Raw genomic sequence first — 22969 nt, 5'->3', positions numbered from 1 at the left:
GAACAACCAGCGGACGAAGCCGATGCCGAGAACTCGCAGCCTGCAACATCCTTTGCTGAACGGGGCTCGTTCGCTCCTCGTCTTGCGGACCCTGACCATCGCGTTGCTTGTCGCGACGGCCGCGCCGGCGCAGGCGAGCGACGAGCTCTCCGACGCCGAGCAGCAGGCGCTGCAGGCCGCGGCCCGGCGGATGGCGCCGACGGTTCTGCAGGTTCGCACCATCGGCGGGCTCGAGCAAGTCGACGACCGGGTGCTCGCCCAGGGCCCGACCACCGGCTTGGCGGTGCGGAGCGACGGCTACATCGTGTCGAGCGCGTTCGGCTTCGCCCAGAATCCGTCGTCGATCCTCGTACGGCTTCCCGACGGAACCCAACGGCCCGCGGAGCTCGTCGGACGCGACGACAACCGGATGCTGGTGCTGCTTAAGATCGACCTCCCCGCGGGGCTCGAGTTGCCGGTCGCCGAGCCGGCGCCGCTGGACGAGGTGCGCGTCGGCCAGTGGGCGATCGCCTTGGGACGCACATTCGATCCGCAGCGCGTGAACCTGTCGGTCGGCGTCGTGAGCGCCCTAGGGCGGCAACTCGGTCGGGCGATTCAGACCGACGCCAAAGTTTCGGCGGCGAACTACGGCGGTCCCCTCGTCGACCTCCGCGGGCGCGTGCTGGGGGTGCTCGTGCCGATGGCCCCTCCCGGTCCCGGCGGGCCGATGGCCGAGACGAGCGAAGTCGCGGGCGTTGAGTATTACGACTCGGGCATCGCATTTGCGATTCCGTTGGAGACGGTCGTCGGACAGCTCGACCGCTGGATCGCCGCGGGGGAGTTGCGGCGCGGCGTGCTGGGGATCGGCATGACCGAAGGGAGCCCCCATGCTGCCGAGCCGCGGATCACCTCGATCTGGCCCGGCTCGCCCGCCGAGACGGCGGGTTGGCAATCCGGCGATCTTGTCGTCGCGGTCGACGGGCGGGCCGTCTCGACCCAGATCCAACTGCGGACGGAAGTGGCTCCCCGGTACGCCGGGGACTCGCTCTCGGTGCGAGTGCGCCGCGGGCAGGGAGACGACGCCGAGGAGCTTGACACCCGCGTCACGCTCGTCGCCAAGCTGCCCCCGTACCAGCAAGGGTTCTTGGGCGTGCTGCCGCAGCGCGGCGACTCGGTCCCCAACGTTCAAACCGAGCCGGGGAACAAGGATAAGGACGAAAATCCTGCCGCAGACGAAGTGAAACTCGACACGGCGATCGCGGGAGTCGCAATCCGCGCCGCGTGGCCCGACAGTCCCGCGGCCCGGGCGGGCCTGCTGCCGGGGGATCGCGTGACGAAAATCAACGACGCGACGATTGCCGACGCGGCCGACGCGGCGAACGCGCTCGCGACCCTGCCCGCCGGCAAGGAGACGACCGTCGCGGCAGTTCGAGCCGGCGAGACGAGCGAGTACCGCGTGCAGCTCGCCCCCTTGCCGACCGATCTGCTCTCCGCGAGCAATATGCCGGCCGCGGCCGAGTTGGGAACCGACAACGCAGCGGCCAGCGACGAGATTGCGCTCGTCGAGCTCAAACTCCCCGAGTTCCCGATGACGGCTCGCGGACTCGCGCCGCCGGCCATGGGAGCTTCGGCAGGCGCGCCGGGACTGTTGTTGTGGCTGGGGGGGAGCGACCCCGAGGTCACGCAGGAACTCGCTCGCTCCTGGCGCGCGGCGCTTGGTCGAGCGCAAGTCGCGCTGGTGCTCGCCGAACCGGGGGATGAAGCGGGCTGGTCGGGGGACGACGCGGAGTATCTGGCTCGACTGTTGCCCCTGGCGGCCAGCCGGTTCGGCGTCGACCCGCGGCGGATCGTCGTCGCCGGCGAGGGGAAGGGGGGGCAGATGGCCCTTTCGCTCGCACTGCAGATGCGCGGCCGGTTGGCCGGAGTTGCGGCGGTCGCAGCGCCGCTGCCTCGAACCGCGAAGGTCCCCGAGAACGCCCCCGGCGCGCCGCTGGCGGTGCTGATGATCGCGACCGAGAACTCTCCCTTCTCGGCGCTGGTGCGCCGCGACGCGGTCCGCTTGATCGAAGCGGGATACCCGGTGAGCCAGACCACGCGCCGCGCCACGATCGACCGCGCCGGGATGCTCGACCTCCAGTCGCGGGGGATCATCGCCCGGTGGCTGGACGGGCTCGATCGGTTTTGATGCGAACCCGCCGGCAAGTTCGGCCGCCTCACTGCTCCGCGGCGCGGCGGCAGTAACAGCTTGCCTCCGGCGCCACGTCGGCCCGAGCCCACGCGGCCTTCACCTCCGCGGTCATTTCGCGCGCCGCCGCGTCGTTCCCCTGCTCGGCCAGCGCCTGCTGCAGTCCCAACAGCGACCACGAGTTGTTCGGGTGACGTTCGAGGTCCTCGCGGTACGCCGTCTCGGCCGCGGCGGGCTGACCGTCGGCCAGCAGCAACGCACCCAGGGCGTGCCGCACCGGCTGCATCCAGCCGGGCGGTTCGTCGTACGCCAACGCGTCCTCGCCGGCGACAGCTTGGCGCAGCAGGTCGAACGCCCGAGGCCGATCGCCCGCATGGAACGCGATCTCTCCCTCGGCCATCGTGCGGGCCACGGCCAGCACGTCGCTCGCCTTGTTGTTGCCCATGAGCCACTCGTCGGTGAGCCCCGCCGCCGTCTCGTCGAGCAGTTCGATCTCGCGGCGGGCCTCGGCGATCCGCTTGAGATTCGCCAGCGCCAGTGCGCGGGCGTAATGCCGCTCGGCCCGCGAGAAGAGTCGCCATTCGGGAGGCTCGGGCTCGGCGAGGATCTCGTCCCACTTGCCGAAGCGCACCAGCACGTGCAGCGTCGTCGTCATGAATCCGTCGGCGATCACGACGAACTCCCGGAGAAACGGCTCGGGGGCGACCCCTTCCAACTTGCGAGCCGCAGCAAGCGCCGCCTCGCAGCGGCCCTCCATCATCGCCGCGTAGGCGAGGAAATGGATGTTGTGCAGGAAGTAGACGTTGTAAAACTCGGGGCGCGGAGCGCGGGCGAAGTACCGCTCGTCGGCGGCGATCGCTCGCTCGTTCGCGGCGGCCGCAGCGGCATAGCGCCCGGTGCGGATGTCGATGTGAGAGGGCATGTGCACCAAATGCCCCGAGCCGGGAACCAGGTCGCGAAGCCGATCGGCCGCGGCGGTCGCCCGCTCCGGCCAAGGAGAGGCCTCGACGGCGTGGATGTAAAAATGGTTCCCGCCGGGGTGGGCGGGCGTCGTGCGGAGCAGTTTTTCGAGGACCGCGACGATCTCGAGCGTGCGTCCCTTCGGCTCGCCCGCGGCCGTCCAGAGGTCCCACGGCTGCAAGTTCATCAGCGCCTCGGCGAACAGGGCCGCGACGTCGGGATCGTCGGGGCAATCGTGCCACGCGGCCTCCATCGCGTCGGCGTACGCCTCGTCGAGCGAACGACGATCCTCCGGCGGCGGCGACGCGTAGCGGACGCTCACGGCCCGAACCAGGGCCGCTTCGACCGGGGTTTCGTCGTCCAGGGCGGCGACGGCCCGCTTAGCGGCGGCAAACGCCAGATCGCTGTGCTCGGGCGTCATCACCGGGTTGTTGATGTGCAGCCCATGGGCGTACGCGACCCCCCAGTGGGCCATCGCACAGTCGGGGTCCAGTTCCGCGGCCCGGTGGAACGAACGGATCGCTTCGTCGTGGTTGAACCCGTACAGGAGCTGCAGCCCTTGGTCGAACCACCGTTGGGCTTCGGGCGAGCGGGTCGTCATCGGGCGATGATAGCCGTCGAAACCCGGCAATCCCTCGTTGGGACTCGCCTCGGCAGGCGACTGGGCCGAAGCCGGTAGCGCCGCCAGGACGACAACGGCCAGACAGGCGGCGCCGCACGCGACGTCCTGCGAGCGAAAACGCATGGTGATTCTCCCGTCAAGCTTCAGGCGCAGGCAATTGCCCAACATCCTACAAGCGCTGCGGAGAAATTGAAGGGCGAGTCAGCGCCAGCGTCGCCTGATTGCGACGATCCCCAGAACGATGCTTGCAAGCCCGACGCTTGCCGGCTCGGGGACGACGGAGACCGCTAGACCGAGGCTTCGTGCAGTCGGCGGGGGTAAAATAATCCCCGTGAAGAAGAAGCGGTATCCTTCATCGAGCCCGACGGGCTCGCTCGCCGCGAAGCCGAGCGAGTAACCGTCCTGAAACCCTTCACGGGCCCCGGCGACTTCGCCGGCGGAAGCGCCGGCGACGAGCCCCAAGTCGAGAGCGGGACCGTAAGCGGCGTCGAAGGCCGCACTGTAAGTTTCGTCGTAGCCGACCGCGGACCCTTCGTCAAAACCCGCCGATTTTCCCTGCCTGAAACCGGCGTCGTACGTTCGAGGGGAGCCATCGCCACCCAGGAGCTGATCGTTAGTCCATGAGTTGACGATCGTCAAAATCGCACCGCTGCTCGAACCGGAACTCCCCCCGCCTCCCGCGGGATTCATGCTGAACGTGCTGAGATAGATCCGGAGATCGAGTTCAGCCCTTTCGAAGCCCTTGGCAAAACCGCTGGCGTAGCCGACTACGACCCCTTTGTGGACCCCCAAATCGACATTGAGGGCGTACGCCAAGTCATACGCAGCTTGGTATGTTCGCTCCCAACCGTCGTTGAACCCCTGCGTGTACCCTTCCCCTTCGCCGGCCGAAGCGCCCCGTTCACGGCCGCTCTCCAAACCCAGATCGAACCCGACCTTGAAGCCCGAGCCGAAACCCTCGTCGTAACCGGCATCGTCGTTCGTCGTGAAGTCGGACCAGCCGAGATCGACCGGCAGCCAGACGAACTGTTCGGATCTGCTTGCAGAAGGACTGCTCGCGACTGCGAAAACCAGTACGAAGAACGGCGAGGAACTTCGCACCGTGCGCTGAAGAGAACGATCCATAGACGTCAGCCCTGCAGAAAAACGACGCGACGAGTCGCGACCGAACGCGAATGCACAACCGCTAAACTACGGCGGCGGAGGGACGCCCGTCAATCGAGTTCATTCCCTAAACACCTATTTACATGCAAAATTCATATCTCCCTGCACCGCAGGCGCCGAACACAACGGCAAATTGGGGTGTCCCCCTAAAAAGCCGGAGGAAATCTTGATGCGTGCTCCGATCGAGTCTCGCGCAGCCCAGAGATTCGCGACGAGCCGGGCATCGAGCGTTCGTCACGCCAACGAATCGAGGCTCCGCGGGGCGACCCCTTCGGGAGTTTCGTCCGATTCGATCTCGAACCACTCCTTCTTGAACTCGATCCGCTGGTTCTCACGCATCGCCATGTTGGAGACCAAGGCGATCACCGCGTCGGCCATGGCGACCTTGGGGGTGCACTTCACCTGGTGCTCAGGGGCCGGGTTGCGGATGCACCACGCCCAGTGCTCGATCTCTTCGCGGTAGCCCCGGCTGACGTCCTTGGGGGTCGCCGCCTGGGCGATCGCGGCGGCCTGTCCGCCCCCCGTCTCGTAGCTGGTCATCGCCGCTTTGCCCCCGGGGCCCTCTTTGACGGCGATTTTCACGCTGGCGTTGCCGCTTTGGAACAGCATGACGTCCTTTTCGCTCTCGACAATCAGCGTCCCGGCGGTCCCCAGGACGACTTCGCCGTAATTGCCGAACCCGTTGCCGTTGAGCGAGCTGTAGCTGACGACCAGCCGACGATTGGGATTGGCGAGCTTCTGCGTCTTGAAGTCCTCGTAGTAGCCCCGCATCGGGTACTCGAACGAGCAGTGGACGTGGTCGTCCACCTCGCGATCGGCAGGGAAGAGCGAGCGGACGCCGATCCCTTGCACGGCCAGCGGGTGGACCTTCTCGCCATCGTCGCGTTGGCTGCTGACGAAGATGCCCGAGGCGTCGAGTTGGTGGCTCCCCAACTCGGCCATGAGCCCCGCGCCAGTGCGGTCGAACAACCGCCAGCGGATCAGTTCTTCGAGCGGAGAGTAGGTGTAGTCGCCGCCGGCGATCTGTTTGGAAACGTAACCGTACTTGGCGGCGTCGACGCGGAAATCCTCGAGTTGAGCGCGGAACTCGGCAAGTTCGGCCTCGAGCTTCTCGCGTTCCGACGGATTGGTCGTCGCGGCGATGCGGCCCTCGCGGTTGAACAGGTCCAGCAGGATCTTGTATTCCTCTTTCACGGCCGCCACGGCCGCTCCGTCCTTCCCGCCGTCTTGCTCCCGAGCGGCCTTCAGCGCCAGGTCAATTTCTCGCTTCGGCAACTCCTTGGTCGGCATCGCGGGGCGCCAACTGTCGGCGCCCGGCAGATTGCCGCGGTGCCACTGGGCGCGGATGTGGTGGATCTCGCCGATGAGCCCCCGCTTAATCTGATCGACCGCGTTGTCGTACAGGATGCTGTAGTGCCGCTGGTGCCCCGTCGCGAGGTGAATCGGATTGCCGTCCGCGTCGGTCGAGTCCTTGGCGACGCGGGCCATCTCCTTGCAGCGTCCGACGGTCTGCCCCATCAGCTTCTCGGTCAGGACGTGCTTCCCCTTGCGCATCGCCGCGATCGCCGCGACGTCGTGCAGCCACAACGGCAGGGCGACGATCACCCCCTCGACGGCCGGATCGTCGATCAGTTCGTTGTAGTCGCCCGTGTAAACCTTGACCTGCTTGCGGGCTTCGTCTTCGCTCGACCAGCCGTAGATCTTCATCAGCCCGGGGCGGGGGGCGAGGGCGGCCTGATGGCCATGGAACGCGCGGTGAATGTTGTAAGGCCGGATGTCGGCGATGGCCACGACCTCGACGTACGCCGGGTTCAGTGCGCCGATCAGTACGTTCCCTTCGTCCCCCGTGCCGATGATGCCGACCCGCAGCGGGCGGTCGACCTTGGCGCCGTAGCCGAAGTACGCCGCGCCCAGCCCCGTGCCGGCCAGCGCGGCCGACAGGGCCGACCCCTTGAGGAAGTCGCGGCGCGTGGTCCCCAGCGCTTCGTAGAAGTTCTGCTTGCCGATGTCGCGTTGTTCGGGCGTAAGGTTCATGGCGGGGGAGGGGAGAGAGGGGAGAGGTCGGGGATCAGGGGAACTCGCCGCGCGGGCGACGGCATCAAGCGGCGGCGGGCTTTCGGCCGCAGCAGCGGCGCCATAAGGCGTGCAGGAAGAAGTCGAGTCCCGCGAAACGCCCCGCGGCGGTGGCGAACAAGACGAACAAGGCGGCCGCTTCGACGACCTGATAGTACACCGGCGACGCGCCGGCGACCCACGGGGGTTGGGTCGCGACGACGCTGAGCAGAAACGCGATCCCCCCCAGGGCGGCCAGTCGCGTAAACAAGCCCAAGAGCAGGCACAATCCGACCGCGACGATGAGCGTCGTCACGACGAGGTTCATCTTGCGAAGCTCGGCAAGCTTGGGATCGCTCGCTGCGGAGTCGATTGCCGCGCGGAGCGTCTCGCCGTCTTTGGCGTCGGCAAGACTCTTGAGATCGTCGACCAGCCCGCGTTCGATCCCCGCGACCTGTTGCATCCAAGCCCGGCCGGCGGCGGCCGTCTCGGCTCGCTTCTCGGCGATCCGCTCTTCTTTGAACGGCAGTTCTTGAGCCTCGTCGGATTGCTCCCACTCGGAAAGTCGCCACAGTTCATGGCGCCACTGGGCGATCGCATTCGCCTCGCCGGCGAGGTACTCGGCAAGTTGCCGTTCGCGGAACTCGACATGCTTGGCGGCCGCGGTCTGCTGCAGATCGTCAAGCCCCGGCAGTTTCAGGACGCGATCCAGCGTCTGGCGAAAATCGGCGACGACCTGCTTCGCCCAGGCGGCGTAGGGGGCGTCGTCGGGAAACTCGGCGGGCAGCGGGGGCTGCTTGTCAGCGACCGCCTTGGCGCGACGCTGTTCGTAGCCGGTCGCCCAAGCGCCGAGCTTCGCCGCCTCCGCTTCGGGGAGTTGGTGCGGCGTCGCCAGCAATTTGGCGGCCTGATGGTTGTCGGGGAGCTTGCCCTTGAAGAACTCGGCCAGCGGCCCGACCGACTGCTTCAAAAATCCCTCGGCCGAGAACTCGGGGTTGAGCGTGATCGAACCGTCGCTGGTGCGGGCAAGCTTCTTGGTTCCCTCGCTCCAGAAATGCCAGCCCGCCGCGAGACGCAGAAGCACCAGCGCCACGATCGCCAAGGCCGTCAGCTTCGGCCGGGTCGCCAGCGTGCAGTCGCTGTAGCATGGTTCAGTCACGCTGCTGTCTCCGATTGCGCGGCCCGCAGAATCGCCCCCTACTCAACACGGGGTCGGGGCGAGAAGATTTGAGGAACCCAAAGGAGGAGAGTCCGACCGCGCGATCGTCTTGCGCGATTTCAATCTTTTCCGCCATTGTAGAAACTGGCGGCCAACCCCTCCAGCGGCTCGGCGGGGGACGGCGTCGGTTTTCGGGCGAGAATGTTTGCCCACGTCAGAGAGATATCGCCGAGTTTTCTCGCCAATTCCCCCCAATCCTCCCCCTTGGCAGTTGTGCTATGCGTATCGTGCTCTGTTATCCGGTGGAAAAATCGCATGTGGCTCGTATCGAGGCCGCGTGGCCGGGGGCCGAGGTCGTCGACGCGACGCAGGAGCGGATTGCCGAACTGCTGCCCACGGCCGACGTGTTTTGCGGGCACTGCAAGGTCCCGGTCCCCTGGGACGAGACGGTCGCCGCGGGGCGCCTGCAGTGGATCCAATCCTCGGCCGCGGGGATGGATCACTGTCTCGTGCCGAGCGTCGTCGCTTCGGACCTGACGGTGACGAGCGCCTCGGGAGTGCTCGCCAAGCAGGTGGCCGATCAGACGCTCGCTTTGCTGCTCGGGGTGCTCCGCGACGTGCCGCGGTTCTTGCGGCAGCAGGCGGCGCGCGACTTCACTCGCCGGCCGACGCGCGATCTGCACGGCGCCACTGTGGGGATCGTCGGCCTGGGGGGAAACGGGCGTCGGCTTGCCAAGGTGCTCAAGGGATTCGAGACCACCGTGCTGGCGACCGATTGGTTTCCCGATCAACAGTTCCCTTACGTCGACGAACTCCTGCCTGCCGACGCCCTGGACGACATGTTGCCGCGAATCGACGTGTTGATTCTCGCCGCGCCGCTGAACGAGCACACTCGCAACATGATCGACGCCCGGCGGTTGGCGCTGCTGCCTGCCGGGGCGGTACTGGTGAACGTGGCCCGCGGGCCGCTGGTGGTCGAGGAGGATCTAGCGGCGGCGCTGAGGGACGGCCGCTTATGGGGGGCGGGGATCGACGTCACGGCGGTCGAACCGCTGCCGGCGGAGAGCCCGCTCTGGGACGAACCGCGGCTGATCATCACGCCCCACGTGGGGGGGCAGCGGGCGAGCCGAATCGACGACATGACTGACCTGTTCTGCGAGAACATCCGCCGCTGGCGCGCCGGAGAGCCGCTGGTGAACTTGGTCGACAAACGGCTCGGGTTCCCGAACCCGGAGTCGATTCTCCGGGTCGAGTAGGAAAGAGACGCACCACGCAGTCCTCAGGCAGGGAACCGCAACAGAACCAGCGCGGGACGACCGTAGTCCGACCGAAAATCGCGCACCAGACGACCCGTAAAACTCGCAAAACCAGCGGGAATACCGAGGCACAGGCGTGGTTCTCCGCACCGCGGCCCATTTTCACGACTGGACCATTTTCCCCGCCGGTGCCTAAGATATTGTTGTAGACGGCGAACCACGGATGGCGCCCTAGGCGACGACGACCGATCTCGGCTCCGGCCGCACTGCGCTCTTGCCTTGTTCGTGCGCAGCGTCGTCGCCCTCCTCGATGCAAGGACCTGGATGAATCCCTCGACGACCATTCTTCGCGGCACGCGAACGATCACGTTCGACGGCCGCCAACCTTCTTCGTGTCCTTCGGACCTCTATCAGCGCTACGAGCAACTGCTCGAAGGGCAGCACCTGGGTTGGACCGAACATTTGCGTTTCCGCCGGCTCTTGGGAACCGGGGGACAGGGGGTCGTCTACTTGACCGACCGCCGCGGCTGCGACGGGTTCACGCTGCCGGTGGCGCTGAAAGTCTTCTCGCCTGAGCGATTCAGCAGCCAGAACGCCTACGACAACGCGATGAACCGCATTGCCGCGGTCGCGTGCAGCGTGGCGAAGATCCAGCACGACAGCTTGCTGGACGTGCAGAACTTCGTCGAGCGCAACCGCATCCGCATGATGGAGATGGAGTGGGTCGACGGGTACGACCTCGACCGGCTGCTGACCCCGGCGATGCTCGCCCGGCTGCAGCAGCGGGTCAGCAAGCGGCGCTGGGACTACGTGAACAACGTCATCGTCACCGCCGGCCCGGTGCGGCCGCGGCTGAAGCCGGGAGTGGCGGTCTCGATCATGCGTCAGTGCCTGTCGGCCCTGGCGGCCTTGCACCGCGAGGAGATCGTTCACGGCGACCTCAAGCCGGCGAACATCATGATCAAACGGACCGGCAACGCGAAGATCGTCGACATCGGCTCGGCGCTCCATCTGGCGAACATGCCCGAGCAGCGGATGTGCACGCCGCAGTACGCGGCGCCGGAGATGCTTGAACGCAACGAGTTCACGCCGCGGAGCGATCTGGCCAGCCTGGGCTACGTGCTCATCGAACTGCTGGCCGGGCGGCCCCTGTTCGCGGGGCTCAACTCGCTGGGCGAGTTGATGGAGGCCAAATTCCTGCTGCCGCAGCAACTCGACCGAATTCTGCCCGACGACGTCGCCGACAGCGATCTGCTGATGAACATCTGCCGGCGGCTGACCGCGGCCGATCCGCTGCTGCGTTACGGCAGCGCGGAAGAGGCCGACAGCGGACCCGAGGGCCTTGCCGAGTTCCAGCGGACTTTGATCATCGGCGATCTGGCGAGCGAGTACGAAAACGAGCTGCGAGTCTGGCTCGCGGAGCTCGATTGAGCGTCGACTTGTGAAACTCGCGTCACGGTGCGAAGGACAGACAGCTAAGCCCCCTTCTTGACGGTCCCCATTCCGCCGCTGCACGCAACGTCCCGAGTTCGCAGCCGCAGCGCGACTCCTGGCATCGTCGCGGGGGACCGGCTACGCTGCGACCATGGCTGCCATCACTCCCATTCCTGGGTTCTATGAACCCTTCAGCAGCCTGTCGCACCTCGTCGGCGCCGGGGCGTTTTTGGTGCTGGCCCCGTTTTTGTTTCGCCGCGGGCTGGGGTGCAACCTGCGCACGACCGGACTCGCCACGTTCGCGTTCGGCACGGTGTTTCTGCTCTCGATGAGCGGCACGTATCACCTTGTGGCCGACGGCGGCGCCGCTCGCCGCGTGCTGCGGATGCTCGACCACGCGGCGATCTTCGTGCTCATTGCCTGCTCGTTCACCCCGATTCACATCATCCTGTTCCGCGGCTGGGGGCGGTGGGGGGTTCTGGTCCTGATCTGGGGATTCGCGGCGACGGCCATCTCGCTGAAAATGGCGTACTTCGACTCAATGCCGCAAAAACTGGGGCTGGGCTTGTATCTCGGCATGGGATGGGTCGGCCTGGGGTCGGGCATCGCGCTGGCCCGGCGCTACGGATTCCGATTCGTTGAGCCGATTTTTTGGGGCGGCGTCGCCTACTCGATCGGGGCGCTCTTGGAGGCGTTCCGCTGGCCGGTGATCGTTCCCGGCGTCGTCGAACCGCATGAAGTCTTCCACATCGCAGTGCTGATCGGCTTGGCCTGCCACTGGTCGTTCGTCTTCGCCGTGGCCGACGGAGGCTTGCGGCTGAAGATCGACCCCGAGAACTCTGCGGCTCGCCTGGCGCAGACGCCTGCCGACAGTTCCGAATTGGCTGCGGGCGTCGAACCCGAGTGCGTGGACCGGCGCGAGGAGCGCCAGCAGGGCGCCGACGACTCGCGCCCGGGGCCCTCGCCGGCGATCCGCTCCGATTCGGACGCTGCCGGCAACGCCGCTTGTTCCCGATCGTTGCGCGGCTGATAATAGGCCGGCCCGCGGCTGACTTGGCCGCCGACCTGATCCGATCCATTCCAGAGTTTGCATCATGTTCTCCCCTTCGCGTCGTTGGTTTACGCTGGTCCTGTTGGCGGTCGGCGTCGCGTGCCGTTCGTCGAACGCCGCCGAGGCGGTCGCAACGGAGTCGCCGGTCGTGCTGGCTCACGTCCCGGCCGATGCGCTGGGGGTGGTGGTCATCGCCGACTTGGCCGACACCGACGCCAAGGCACAGCGACTGCTGCAAATGTTCAACGCCCCGGCGCCCCCGCCGCTTGCACTGTTGCAATTGGCCACGGGCCTGGGCCCTGGAATCGACAAATCCGGCGACATGGCGCTGGCGTTTCTGCCCGGCGCCGAGGGGAAGCCGGCGCTCGTGCCGCTGCTGGCGGTTCCCGTGAACGAGTACGCCGAATTCGTCGCGCCCCTCAACGGCGATCCCACGGGCGAAATCTGCCGAGTAGTCGTGGCGGGCGAGGAATTGCTGGTCGGCAAGGCGGAGAACTTCGCGCTGTTGATGAACGTCGAGCATCGCCAGAGGCTCGAACAGGTGCTCGGCGCGGAACCGACCCTCGCGCCCGAACTCGAGACGTTGGGGAGCTGGTTCGCCGCGAACCAAGTCACGGCTATGCTGCTGCCCGCCGGGGCGGAATTGGTCTGGAAGCTCGGCCGCGAGGGACTCGCCAGTCAAAGCGCCGAATTCGAGGAGCAATTCGCCGACGAGGCGTTCGCCGACACCGTGGCCGAGATGAAGCGCAGCTTCGCCATGCTCGACCTCCTTCTCGGCAACTGCAGCGACGAGATCCACGCGGTGGCCGTCGGATTGTCGATCGACGACGACGCGAACCTGCGCCTCGGCAAACGAGCGCTGCTCAAGCCGAACAGCCGACTCGGGAAGCTCGGCGAGGGCGCCGCGCCGGTCCCGCAACTGCTGCGCGGCTACGCCGACGAGCCGTTCGTCGCCGTCGGCGGGGGCCCCGTTTCTGGGCGATTCGCCGAGTTCCTGGTCGACTTGAACGATCGGCTCGTCGCGCTCGACCCCGACGGATTCGGCTTCGGCGGAATTCCGGAGGAGGAACTGAAGGCCGCCTTCGACAAGCAGCGAACGATGTACGACGGAGTCAATTCGTTGTCGATCGCCTACCTGCCAGGGAAGGAAAACGACGCCCTGATGAGCAACTACTACATGGTGCTCGGCTGCGACGACTCCGCCAAGGTGCTCGATCGCTGGGAGCAGGGGATGCAGATCGCCAACGACCTGATGGAGCGCTCCACCAGCGAGCTGAAGATGCACTGGGCGATGGAACGCCGCACGATCGCCGGCAAACCGGCGTTGGAACTCTCAGCCGACCTGGGCGAGCTCATGGCGGACGAGCTCGTCGGGTTCATGGACGCCTACGCGGAGGACCTGTTCGGCAAGGACGGAAAGCTCCGCTGGCCTCTGGTCGCGGCCGACGCCGGCACGGTCGTGTCGGGGATTGCCTCGGACGAGTCGCTCGTCGAGTTGGGAATTGCCGCGACGCACGCCGAATCGCCGTTGGCGAACTCGGCCCCTGTCGCCGCGACGACGGCGCTGTTTGACCCCGAGGCGCCGTGGCGACTTTACGTGAGCCCGCAGGGGACGGTCCAGTGGTTCGGACGGATCTTCAAGATGCTCACCCGTCACTTTGGCGGCGGGGCGCCGGAGATCCCCGACTATCCCGCGACGCCGCCGGTGGGGTTCACGCTTAAGATCGCCTCCGACCGCCTGGAGGCGGACATGGTGTGGCCCGCCGCGGCGTTGGAGGGGCTGTCGCAATACATCGCGACGGTCCAGAAGGAGATGGCGGCGCAGTAGCTGGCTCGTCGAAGGAGCGGGCCGACTCGCGGACCTGTGCCAAGCTCCCCCCAACTTGGCGTTCCGTGTGCGTGCTTGGCACGTATTTCAACGGGCGCCCGGACCGGCGACGAGCGCGCCGGCCAGCCAGACGTTGCGCGGATCGGGCGCGGCGATCACGGCGGGGGTCGGATCGTCGTCGGCAGAGACGGGGATGGCCAAGAGATCGGCCCGCAGTCCGGGGGAGAGTGCGCCGACGTCGCCGCTCGCCCCCAAGGCTGCGGCGGCTTCGCGGGTCGCCATCTCCAGTGCCTCCGTCGGCGTCAACTGCGGATGGGCCTTCAGCACGGCGCGGACCTCGCCCATGAGATCGAGATCGGGGTTCGACGCCCGGCTGTCGGTCCCCAACGCAACTCGCACGCCCGCGGCCCGCAGCGCCGGCAGCGGATGAGGCTCGTGACCAAAGTACTCGTGCGTGCGCGGGCAGTAGACGACGCTCAGCCGATCGCGATGCGCGGCCAGGTAAGCGATCTCCTCGACGTCGAGGTAATTGCCGTGCACGATCAGCGCTCGCGGCGCCACGGCGAGGCGGCGCAGGTAAGCCAACGGCCGCGTCCCCGGCGGGATCGCCGCGGGGTCCCACATGCTGCGGGCTTCCAGGAGTTCGCGAAACGGGCCTGTGCCGTTCTGGAGCAGTTCGAGTTCCTCCGGGGACTCGGCCAGATGCATCGCCACGGGAACGTTGCGTTCGGCGGCCCAGACGCATAGACGCTCGACGAGATCCGGGTGCACCGAGTACGGGGCATGCGGACTGACGCCGTCGGCGTTCGCCTCCAAGTGTCCGGCCGTGGCGGCGGCGCGAGCCGTCACGTCGGCGAAGACCGACTCGCTGCGAGCCCGCGAGAAGCCGATCGCCTCGTGGAATCGGATGAGGCGAGGGCGCGCCGGAAGCGGCGAGGAGAAATACGCCGCGGGGGACGCGGTGGCGATGTCGCCGATCGTCGTCACGCCGGCCTGCAGACTCTCGACCAGCCCCGCGGCAATCTCCGCGGTCGGATCCCGACGGCCTCGTTTCCGCTCGCCGATGACCTGCTCGATCCACGCGGGAAGGGGCGTCCCCGGCGCCCCGAGCGGCGCCGCCAGGCCGCTGAACTCGAGGTGACAGTGGGCGTTGACCAGCGCCGGCAGCAGCGCGACGTCGCCGAGGTCTTCGACCGTCCCTTGCGCAACCTCGCGCTTGCCGACGGCCACGATCCGCCCCGCGCCGATTGCCACGTAACCGTCGGCGATCGGCGGCGAGCAGATCGGCAAGATCCACCGGGCGCGAAGGGTGATGGGAGTCATACGGCGCGAGGCGCGGGTCTCATGGCCAGCGACGAACCGGCCCCGGCTCGTCGCCTGCATATTAGCCGGCGGCCTCCGACGGGGCGAGGGTCCCGTGCCGCTCGCGGGCCTCCTGCAATCGCTCCTCGTCGGTTCGCTGATATCCGATCCAGTGGAAGCCCCACAGGATCGTCATCGCGACGAGTCCGCAGATCGCCAGGATCGCGGGATCGGAGACGAGGGGGGCGTCTCCCTGGTAGAAGCGAAACAAAAACGAGCTCTCCGTGACCGCGTCGGGTTCGCTGAGTTTCGCCGCCAACAGTTGCAGGCCGTTGTGCGTTGCGTGAAACGCCATGCAGGTCCACAACCGGCCCGACTGGACGGCCAGGAACCCGATCGCCAGCCCGATCACCGCGGCGGTGATCTTCTGCTGCAGGAACAGGTGAACGGCGCCGAACGCGACGGCCGAGAAGCCGATGGCCCACCACTTGTGGCCGATGCGGCGCAGCCCCGACAGGATGAACCCCCGGAAGGCGATCTCCTCGCAAACCGCCGGCAGCAGCGCGATGAGCAGGTAGGGCCACCACCACTGGGGCGCATTGCCGAGGGCCCGTTCGATCTCGGCGTTCTGGGCAAGAACCTCCTCGCCGAGCGGGTAGATGAGCTGGATCCCCTTAACCATCTGAAGACTCAACGGGTGAAGCGCCACGGCCAGCAGCATCGCGGCCGCAATGTGGCTGATGCGCGGCCACTGGTCGAGCAGCAGCGTCTTGCGGGGGTTGCCGGTCAACAGCAGCGCCATCAAGGCCGCCGGAGTGAGAATGCACACGGCTTGCGAGATAAACGCCATCTGGGCGAAGAACGGGAACGTAATCCCCTCGCGCGGCGGCACGGCGGCCACCGTGACGAAGAACTGCACGACGATGATCACCGCAATGCAAAGCACGGACTGAGCGGCGCTGGGGGTCTCGCCCCGATCGCGGACAAGGTGGACCAGCCACCGGCCGAGTTCCAGTCGCTCGCTCTCGCGGAACAGGACGCTCTCGCGATTGAACTGCTCCTCGGCCCAGCGAATCGCCAGCAGGGCGGCCATCAGAGTGATCCCCGCCACGGGAACGGCGAATCGCAGGGCCTCGAGGTACTGTCCTTCGAGCACCGCCTTGAGCAATAGCACCAACCCGGTCAGCGGAATGAGGCTGTTTCCCAGGTCGAGTTCCACCCCTGGCGACATCGGCAGCAGCATCAGCGGCATGGTCACCAGCATCAGGGGCATCAGGTAGTACTGCCCCTCTTTGGTGCTGCGGGCCAAGGCCGCGCAAGCAAGGCAGAGCGCACTGAACAGGGCCGAGATCGGCGCCAATCCGACGATCAGCCAGCCCATGACGGCCAGCGAGGGCAGCGTCAGCGGGGCGTCGGGGGCCACGAGCCCCATCTGCGTGAACTGCCCCAGCACGAACTTGGCCGTGAGCCCTAAGCTGGCCAAGTTGAGCACGGCGGTGGCCATGCTGAAGCTCATCACGGTCAGCAGTTTCCCCCAGACGATCTCGCGGCGCAACGCGGGGCTGGTCAGCAGCGTCTCGAGCGTCCCCCGTTCCTTCTCGCCGGCGCAAAGGTCGACCGCCGGATAAAACGCGCCAGTGAGCGCCCAAATGAAGACGACGAACGGCAGGATCTTCGACCACGCGGCGGAACGCTTTTGCGCGGGGGGGGCCAGATCGAGCGCGCTCAGCGAGAAGGGCAGCGTCGCCGCCGGGGGGATTTCGCCGGCGGCCAAGTTGGATTGCGAAATCTGATTGCGCCACGTCTCGACGACCCGCTCCAGCCGCTGGTGGGCGAGACGCGACTTCTCGTTGGCCAGATTCGACATCAGCAACAACTCGGGAAGCGGCGGCAGATTGTCGCTCGTGCGCTGTTGCATCGCTTGGCGAAGCGATTCAAGGCTCGTCCCGAGATTCTTGGGGAAGCAGAGCACGGCCTGGACCCGGCCTTCGTCCAGCAGGCGTCGGGCCAGTTTGTGGAGCCGCTCCGTCTCCGCGACGGGGCCGGAGCCGCGGGGAGTGCGCGACTTAAGTTCCGGGGCCTCGGCGAAGTCGGCCACGTGCAAGAGCTGGATCGTCCCGCGCTGGTCGGCGAACCGCTCGAGTTCGGGAGCGAACTCGTCGCCGGAAGGACCCACCAGCGGCGGCAGCCAGTCGTGCCCGGCGAGTTCCTCTTCGCCCACCAGCAGCACCCGCGGCGATTCGTTCCGCATGAACTGGGCGAGCTGGAAAAAGCTCATCCCCAGCAGCGGATAGAGCAGCAGCGGCAGCACCGCGATCAGGAACAACGTCCGCCGATCGCGAAACTGATCGCGCATCTCGCGCAGGTAGATCAGTTTGACGTTGGACCACTGCATAGGAAAGCGGGGGTTGGCGACTGGTGTTTGGCTCTCAGCGGGAAACTGGCTGCCGACTCCCCGCGGCTTCCTGTCCGCGGATGAGTTCGAAAAACAGATCCTCCAGGTCGTGCTGGCCGCAAGTCTCGCGCAGTTCTTCGAGGGTCCCTTCGGCCAGCAGGCGGCCGCGGTGCATGACGGCCACCCGGTCGCACAGCCGCTCGGCCTCGCGCATGATGTGGGTCGAGAAGACGATGCACTTCCCCTCGTCGCGCAGCTCGGCGACGGCGTCGAGCAGCGCCCGGGCCACCAGCACGTCGAGCCCGCTGGTGGCCTCGTCGAAGATCAGCACCGGCGGGTCATGGACGATCGCTCGAGCGATCGACACCTTCTGCTTCATGCCGGTCGACATCTTAGCGCCCAACAAGTCGCGGATCTCCTGCATCTGCAGCCGGTCGAACAGCCCCTCCATCCGCTCACGCAAAAACTCGGGCGCCATCCCGTGGAGCCGGCCGAAGTATTCGACCATCTCCCAGGCGGTCATCCGGTCGTAGACCGCGGTGTTGGTCGAGATGAAGCCGATCTTGCGGCGCACCTCGGCAGGCTGCGTGACGACGTCGTACCCGCCCACCGTCGCCGTCCCGCCGGTCGGTTCGAGGACGGTGCTCAGAATTCGCAGCGCGGTCGTTTTTCCGGCGCCGTTGGGGCCCAGCAGGCCGTAGACCTCGCCCGGCCGTGCCGTGAACGACAGGCCGTCAAGCGCCACGAACCGACCCCGATGCAAATCGGCGTACGCTTTGACGAGCTGGCGGGCTTCAATCATTGCTCAGCTTCGTCGGGAGTTCGTGCCAGGGGCGCCGTCGGCAGAATCGAACCGTCGCGCGTGCGCCGGCATCGAACGACCCCAGGCGCCCGTCCCTCCAGTCGAACGGGGCGGCGGTCGCCTGCTGAAAGATAGCAGGCTCGGGCAGTTCCGGGTATTCGCCGCGGCGAACCGCTCAGTTTAGGATCGGCAGCGTGGGCTGGTTCTGCCGACTTTGCGGGACAAGGCAGGTCGCTTCCGCCGCGTGATCGACCAGTTGGTAGAAGACGTTCCGCTGCCGGGGCTCGAATCCCAACTCGCTGATCGCGGCGCGAATCTCCTGGAGCGTCAGATGGTGAACAGTCCCCGCCTCGGCGACGACGTTCTCCTCGATCATCAGGCTCCCCATGTCGTTGGCCCCGTAGAGCAGGGCGAGTTGCCCCACCTTGAGCCCCTGGGTGACCCAGCTCGACTGGATGTTCGCAAAGTTGTCGAGATAGAGCCGCGCGACCGCGTTGGTCCGCAGATAGTCGAACGACCCCGTCGGCGGCACGTCGGCCATGTCGGTGTGGTCGGGCTGGAAGGTCCAGCAGATGAACGCCGTGAAGCCCCCCGTTTCGTCCTGAAGCTGCCGCAGGCGTTCCAAGTGCTCGATCCGCTCCTCGTGCGTCTCGACGTGGCCGAACATCATCGTGGCCGTGCTGCGGCCTCCCAGCTTGTGCCACACGCGATTCACGTCGAGCCAGTCGTCGGCGAGCACCTTGCCGCGAGTGATGGCGCGGCGCACGCGGTCGACCAGGATCTCGGCCCCGCCGCCGGGGAGGCTCCCCAGCCCCGCGTCGCGGAGCCGCACCAGCACGGTCTCCAGCGGCAGTTTGTTCACCTTCGAGAAATGGTAGATCTCCGGCGGGCTGAAACCGTGGATGTTCACCTGGGGGAACGCGGCCTTGATGCCGCGGAGCATCTCTTCGTACCACTCGAGCTTGAACTCCGGATGGAGCCCCCCCTGCAGCAGAATCTGCTCGCCCCCCAGGGCGACGGTCTCGGCCGTCTTCGCGAGGATCGTGTCGAGATCGAGGACGTACCCTTCGTTCGACTTGGGACTGCGATAGAACGCGCAGAAGTCGCACACCGCCGTGCAAACGTTCGTGTAGTTGATGTTGCGATCAATGTTGTAGGTGCGGTAGTTCTCGGGGTGGAGCCGGCGGGTCACTTGGTCCGCGGCGCGGCCTAAGGCGGCCAGGTCCGAAACGTGCAGCAACCGCAGGCCTTCCTCGGGCGAGAGACGCTCGCCGGCGACGGCCTTGTCCAACAGATCAGCGACGCTCAGCGGGGCGATCATCGACGCAATTCCTTCACGCTAAAAACTGGATCCTGAACTTTGTTCACTCGCCGCACGAGCACTGTTCAGCACGGTCAACCCTCGCGTCCGCTGCCGGACCGCCGCGCGGTCCGGGCACGGCCCCCGCACGCGGCGAAATCAGCCCCAGCGCCTCCGCCTTGCGGAGGTACGCCTCCAATCCGCGACGTTCCCCCGCCGCCAGGTAGAAATTGAGGTTGTCGCGAAGGTACGTCCGCACCAACTCAGCCGGCAACCGCATGGCGGTCGCTTGCTCAGCGACGATGAGCTCGAGATCCCGAACGCCCCGATCGCGAGCCGCCTCGAGCGCCGCCTCGATCTCAGCGGCGTCGAATCCCGGCCGAGCCGCCCAGACGGCGAACACGAACGGCAGTTCCGTCCATCGAAGCCAGCGATCCCCTAAGTCCCAGGCCTCGACGAACGGGGTCACGTCTTGCTTGATCGCCCGATCGCCGATCACCAAGAGCGCATCGGCCTCGACCGAGTCGAGCGGGGCGTCCAACGGCAACGGCACGACGGCGGGGCGGACGCCGACGATCTCGGCGAGCAAGATCTGCGCCAAGACGACGCTCGTCCGCGAGCCTTCGTCGAGGGCGAGGGTGCGAACCTCCGCCGGGGGGCGGCGGAACAGCAACTTCACGCTCAGCACCGGCCCGCGACAGCCGATGCACGCAGTCGACGTGATCGACCACTCCGGATGCCGAGCGACCTCGATCGCCGGGGCGAGGGCCACGTCCAACTCGCCGCTGGCCAGTCGATCGGCCAAGCGGCTGGGAACCTCGAACTCGACCTCCGCGGCGGGAAGCGACTCGGCGAGTCCGCGCACGAGCGGCTTCGTGTTCAGGTAGTTCACCGCGCCAATGCGGACGGGTCGTCCGGAGCGAGCGTCGGCGTTGGCGGTGATCGACATGGTGCAGTTGGTGCTGGCGCGGCCTCGGCTGGTCTCGCCCCGCGGCTCGCGAGCACGGATTATAGGGTGCGCCGATTCGACCGCCTAGGCGACCGAGAGTCGCCCCAGGGAGGGAACCGCAGGCGAATCGGTTCGATCACGTGGCGGTCGGCGAGCGCGGGACGATCGCAGCGGCGAGGGCGGCGCGAATCTCCTGGGCGACCGCGGCGTCGCCTTCGACGACTGCGCGGTCGCGGAGTACGGCGCGCGACGGTTCGCCCCCGATTTGGCCCAGCGCCCACGCCGCAGCGGCGCGGACGAGCGGCTCCTCGTCGTGCAACCCGCGCGCAAGGGCCCGGCGCCCCGCCTCGTACCGCTGGTTGCCGATCACGATGGCCGCATTGCGCAGCAGCCCGCGTCGATGGGCTCGCCACAGGGGAGTGTGGCGAAACCTCGCGCGAAACGCCCCTTCGTCGAGTTCGAACAGCGGCGCCAGTTCGAGCGGATCGAGCGCGGAGTCGGGCACGAACTCCGCCCGCGGCGACCGCGGCGCGCGACGATTCCAGGGGCACACGTCCTGGCAGACGTCGCACCCGAACGCCCACGAGCCGATGCCGGGGCGCAGTTCCATGGGGACATGGTCCTGCAGTTCAATCGTCAGGTAACTGATGCAACGGGTCGCGTCGAGCACGTACGGCTGCGGAAACGCGTCGGTCGGACAGGCGTCGAGGCACGCCGTACACGTGCCGCAGTGATCGGCGGCGTGCTGCGCGTCGGGAGCCAACTCGACGTCGGTCAGCAGCGCGGCCAAGAAGAAGTAACTCCCCGCGTCGCGGGTCAACAGCAACGTGTGCTTGCCGATCCAGCCGAGCCCCGCGAGTTGGGCGAACTCGCGTTCCAGCAGGGGGGCCGTGTCGACGACGCCGCGCGTCGCCGCCGCGGGGACGAGCTCGCGCAAGGAATCGGCGAGCGCGTGGAGTTGCCTGCGGATGACCTCGTGATAGTCACGCTCCCCCCAGGCGTAGCGCGAGACCCGCCCCTGGCCTGCCGTCAGCGGCGCGGGCTCCTCGGTTCGGTAGTGCATGCCGAGCATCACGACGCTGCACGCCCCGTCGAGCACGTGCCGTGGATGGGCGTAAGCGTCGCGGCGATCGGCCAGATAGTGCATTTGCCCTGCATAGCCCCGCTCAAGCCATTCGCCGAGACGAGACGCGCCCGTCGGTTCCACGGCGGGGCAGACCCCGACCAGCCCGAAGTCAAGTTCGGCGGCCCGGCGTTTCACGGCGGCGGTGAGATCGGCAGGAGTCATGGTCGAACGAAGCGGCAAGTCGGCGGCATCGGCAACGATGCTCGGCAAGTCGAGATTCTCCACCTTAGCCCGTCCCCCCGTCGCTCCGCGAGCCCGGCAGAACCCGCATAACCGGCCCCCCGGGTGCAAAAAGTTGCGAAAACGCCGGGGCCCAATTAGCGTGGAAGAGACAGACCCGCCTCCTGCGGCGCCCCGCCTTTCTCGCCCCGATTGAGACTCACCCGTCGAGACCCTTCCATGCGTGCTTCCCGAATCGTGCTCGCCGCCGTCGCCGCCGTCGCCTTGACCTCAGCCGGCCAGTCCGCCCGCGCCCAATGCGGCGGGTACGGCTACGGCATGGGCTTCTGGGACGTCGGCAATCTGTATCGCGTCCTAGCCGACCGCGTCCCGTACTACGCCGCCTTTCCCCCGGTGTACTACAGCATGCCGGTCCCGCGAACCTACGGCCACAGTCCGTTCGCCTACCTGCCGACGCACGAAACGCCCGAGATCGAGCAATGTACGCCGGTGGCGATCGTCAATCCGTATTACCGGGGACACGCCACGGTCGACGACTCGGCGCCGGCGGCCGCGGAGTCGAACGATCGCATGACGAGCCAATCCGTCGCGAGCGAGCCGCTGGTCATCCACAACCCGTTCTATCGCCCCCGCGGCGAAGCGAGCGGCCCGGAGATCAAGACGGCCGTACTGCAGCGCTGAATCAGCTCCGGCCGACGCGCAATCGACAGCTAGCAGTCCGTTGAAGATGTCGGATTCTTGCGGCTGATGGAACTATGCACTCCACCGTAACGGCGAGCGTCGGGAGTTCATGTTCAGGTCGTCGAGGATGCGTAGGAGTCGGCGGCGCGTAATCTGGGCGATCTGCACGGCGTGCAGAAGCGCCAACAGCGCCGCGTAGGCCCGCGGTTTGCCCGCTCCCAGCAGCTTGCGGAGGATCAGGCCCAAGTTGTGCGCGGCGGCCTTCAGAAGGTGGTGCTTGCGAACGTTCGCGAGGCCGCGCAGCCAAGTGCGGCGGCCGCCGCCGGTGTCGCAGACGTGGGCGAAGCTCCGTTCGACCCGTTCGCTCCGCTGGCGCTGCAGCCGCTTGCCGTAGTCCCGCTCGGTGCGGGCCCGATTGTTGAGCACGGCCCGCTTCTGCTCCGGCGTCTTGCCCGTCCAGTTCCAGTTCGTCTCGCGCTCGGGGATGTAGGTCTTGGCGCCGACGAGCGCCGACTGCTCCACGCCTTGCAGCGTTTCGATCGCA

At 67.1% G+C, this 22969-nt stretch carries 17 protein-coding genes; 6 read left to right on the top strand and 11 right to left on the bottom strand.

What is annotated here, in order from left to right:
- Positions 1-82: 82 nt before the first annotated feature.
- The gene (locus KF688_18635; GenBank protein ID MBX3427703.1) at positions 83-2164 is read left to right on the top strand and encodes a PDZ domain-containing protein; all 2082 of its coding nucleotides are present in this window, start codon (positions 83-85) and stop codon (positions 2162-2164) included.
- 28 nt (positions 2165-2192) lie between these two features.
- Here KF688_18635 and KF688_18630 read toward each other — a convergent pair whose 3' ends face one another.
- The 4 genes from KF688_18630 to KF688_18615 form a co-directional block, all read right to left on the bottom strand.
- Positions 2193-3869 carry a hypothetical protein gene (locus KF688_18630; GenBank protein ID MBX3427702.1) on the bottom strand — a complete coding sequence of 559 codons (1677 nt, stop codon included), beginning with the start codon at positions 3867-3869 and terminating at the stop codon, positions 2193-2195.
- A 78-nt stretch (positions 3870-3947) separates the two neighbouring features.
- Positions 3948-4871 (bottom strand): hypothetical protein, encoded by a 924-nt coding sequence (locus tag KF688_18625; protein MBX3427701.1) that lies wholly within the window; start codon positions 4869-4871, stop codon positions 3948-3950.
- A 273-nt stretch (positions 4872-5144) separates the two neighbouring features.
- Positions 5145-6944, bottom strand: coding sequence for a Gfo/Idh/MocA family oxidoreductase (locus tag KF688_18620; protein ID MBX3427700.1), 1800 nt, complete (start codon positions 6942-6944; stop codon positions 5145-5147).
- Positions 6945-7008: 64 nt separating this feature from the next.
- Entirely contained in the window at positions 7009-8121 is a 1113-nt protein-coding gene (locus tag KF688_18615; protein ID MBX3427699.1) for a DoxX family membrane protein, read from the bottom strand.
- Between the two features lie 278 nt (positions 8122-8399).
- Between KF688_18615 and KF688_18610 the strand changes: the two genes are divergently transcribed.
- The 4 genes from KF688_18610 to KF688_18595 all read left to right on the top strand — a co-directional run bounded on the left by KF688_18610 (position 8400) and on the right by KF688_18595 (position 13690).
- The gene (locus KF688_18610; GenBank protein MBX3427698.1) at positions 8400-9377 is read left to right on the top strand and encodes a D-2-hydroxyacid dehydrogenase; all 978 of its coding nucleotides are present in this window, start codon (positions 8400-8402) and stop codon (positions 9375-9377) included.
- A 324-nt stretch (positions 9378-9701) separates the two neighbouring features.
- Positions 9702-10808, top strand: a complete 1107-nt coding sequence (locus KF688_18605; protein MBX3427697.1) for a serine/threonine protein kinase — start codon at positions 9702-9704, stop codon at positions 10806-10808.
- A gap of 154 nt (positions 10809-10962) precedes the next feature.
- Positions 10963-11841, top strand: coding sequence for a hemolysin III family protein (locus tag KF688_18600; GenBank protein ID MBX3427696.1), 879 nt, complete (start codon positions 10963-10965; stop codon positions 11839-11841).
- A gap of 64 nt (positions 11842-11905) precedes the next feature.
- The gene (locus tag KF688_18595) at positions 11906-13690 is read left to right on the top strand and encodes a hypothetical protein (protein ID MBX3427695.1); all 1785 of its coding nucleotides are present in this window, start codon (positions 11906-11908) and stop codon (positions 13688-13690) included.
- 87 nt (positions 13691-13777) lie between these two features.
- Here the strand turns inward: KF688_18595 and KF688_18590 are convergent, their stop codons facing one another.
- The 6 genes from KF688_18590 to queG all read right to left on the bottom strand — a co-directional run bounded on the left by KF688_18590 (position 13778) and on the right by queG (position 21726).
- Positions 13778-15013, bottom strand: coding sequence for an amidohydrolase family protein (locus tag KF688_18590; protein MBX3427694.1), 1236 nt, complete (start codon positions 15011-15013; stop codon positions 13778-13780).
- A gap of 61 nt (positions 15014-15074) precedes the next feature.
- Positions 15075-17387: a CPBP family intramembrane metalloprotease gene (locus tag KF688_18585; protein MBX3427693.1), complete on the bottom strand. Its 2313-nt coding sequence runs from the start codon at positions 17385-17387 to the stop codon at positions 15075-15077.
- Between the two features lie 34 nt (positions 17388-17421).
- Positions 17422-18189, bottom strand: coding sequence for an ATP-binding cassette domain-containing protein (locus KF688_18580; protein ID MBX3427692.1), 768 nt, complete (start codon positions 18187-18189; stop codon positions 17422-17424).
- Positions 18190-18364: 175 nt separating this feature from the next.
- Complete coding sequence (gene mqnC, locus KF688_18575; GenBank protein MBX3427691.1) at positions 18365-19510, bottom strand: dehypoxanthine futalosine cyclase; 1146 nt, start codon at positions 19508-19510, stop codon at positions 18365-18367.
- 43 nt (positions 19511-19553) lie between these two features.
- Complete coding sequence (locus tag KF688_18570; protein ID MBX3427690.1) at positions 19554-20438, bottom strand: menaquinone biosynthesis protein; 885 nt, start codon at positions 20436-20438, stop codon at positions 19554-19556.
- A gap of 136 nt (positions 20439-20574) precedes the next feature.
- On the bottom strand, positions 20575-21726 hold the full coding sequence (gene queG / locus KF688_18565) for a tRNA epoxyqueuosine(34) reductase QueG (GenBank protein MBX3427689.1): 1152 nt from the start codon (positions 21724-21726) through the stop codon (positions 20575-20577).
- Between the two features lie 237 nt (positions 21727-21963).
- Between queG and KF688_18560 the strand changes: the two genes are divergently transcribed.
- The gene (locus KF688_18560) at positions 21964-22425 is read left to right on the top strand and encodes a hypothetical protein (protein MBX3427688.1); all 462 of its coding nucleotides are present in this window, start codon (positions 21964-21966) and stop codon (positions 22423-22425) included.
- 72 nt (positions 22426-22497) lie between these two features.
- On the opposite strand, the gene KF688_18555 is transcribed toward KF688_18560, so the two are convergent.
- On the bottom strand, positions 22498-22969 hold a 472-nt coding region (locus tag KF688_18555; GenBank protein ID MBX3427687.1), incomplete at its 5' end, for a transposase.

The organism is Pirellulales bacterium, assembly GCA_019636345.1.
Taxonomy (GTDB): Bacteria; Planctomycetota; Planctomycetia; order Pirellulales; family Lacipirellulaceae.
This window is presented reverse-complemented; position numbering and strand designations above follow the sequence as displayed.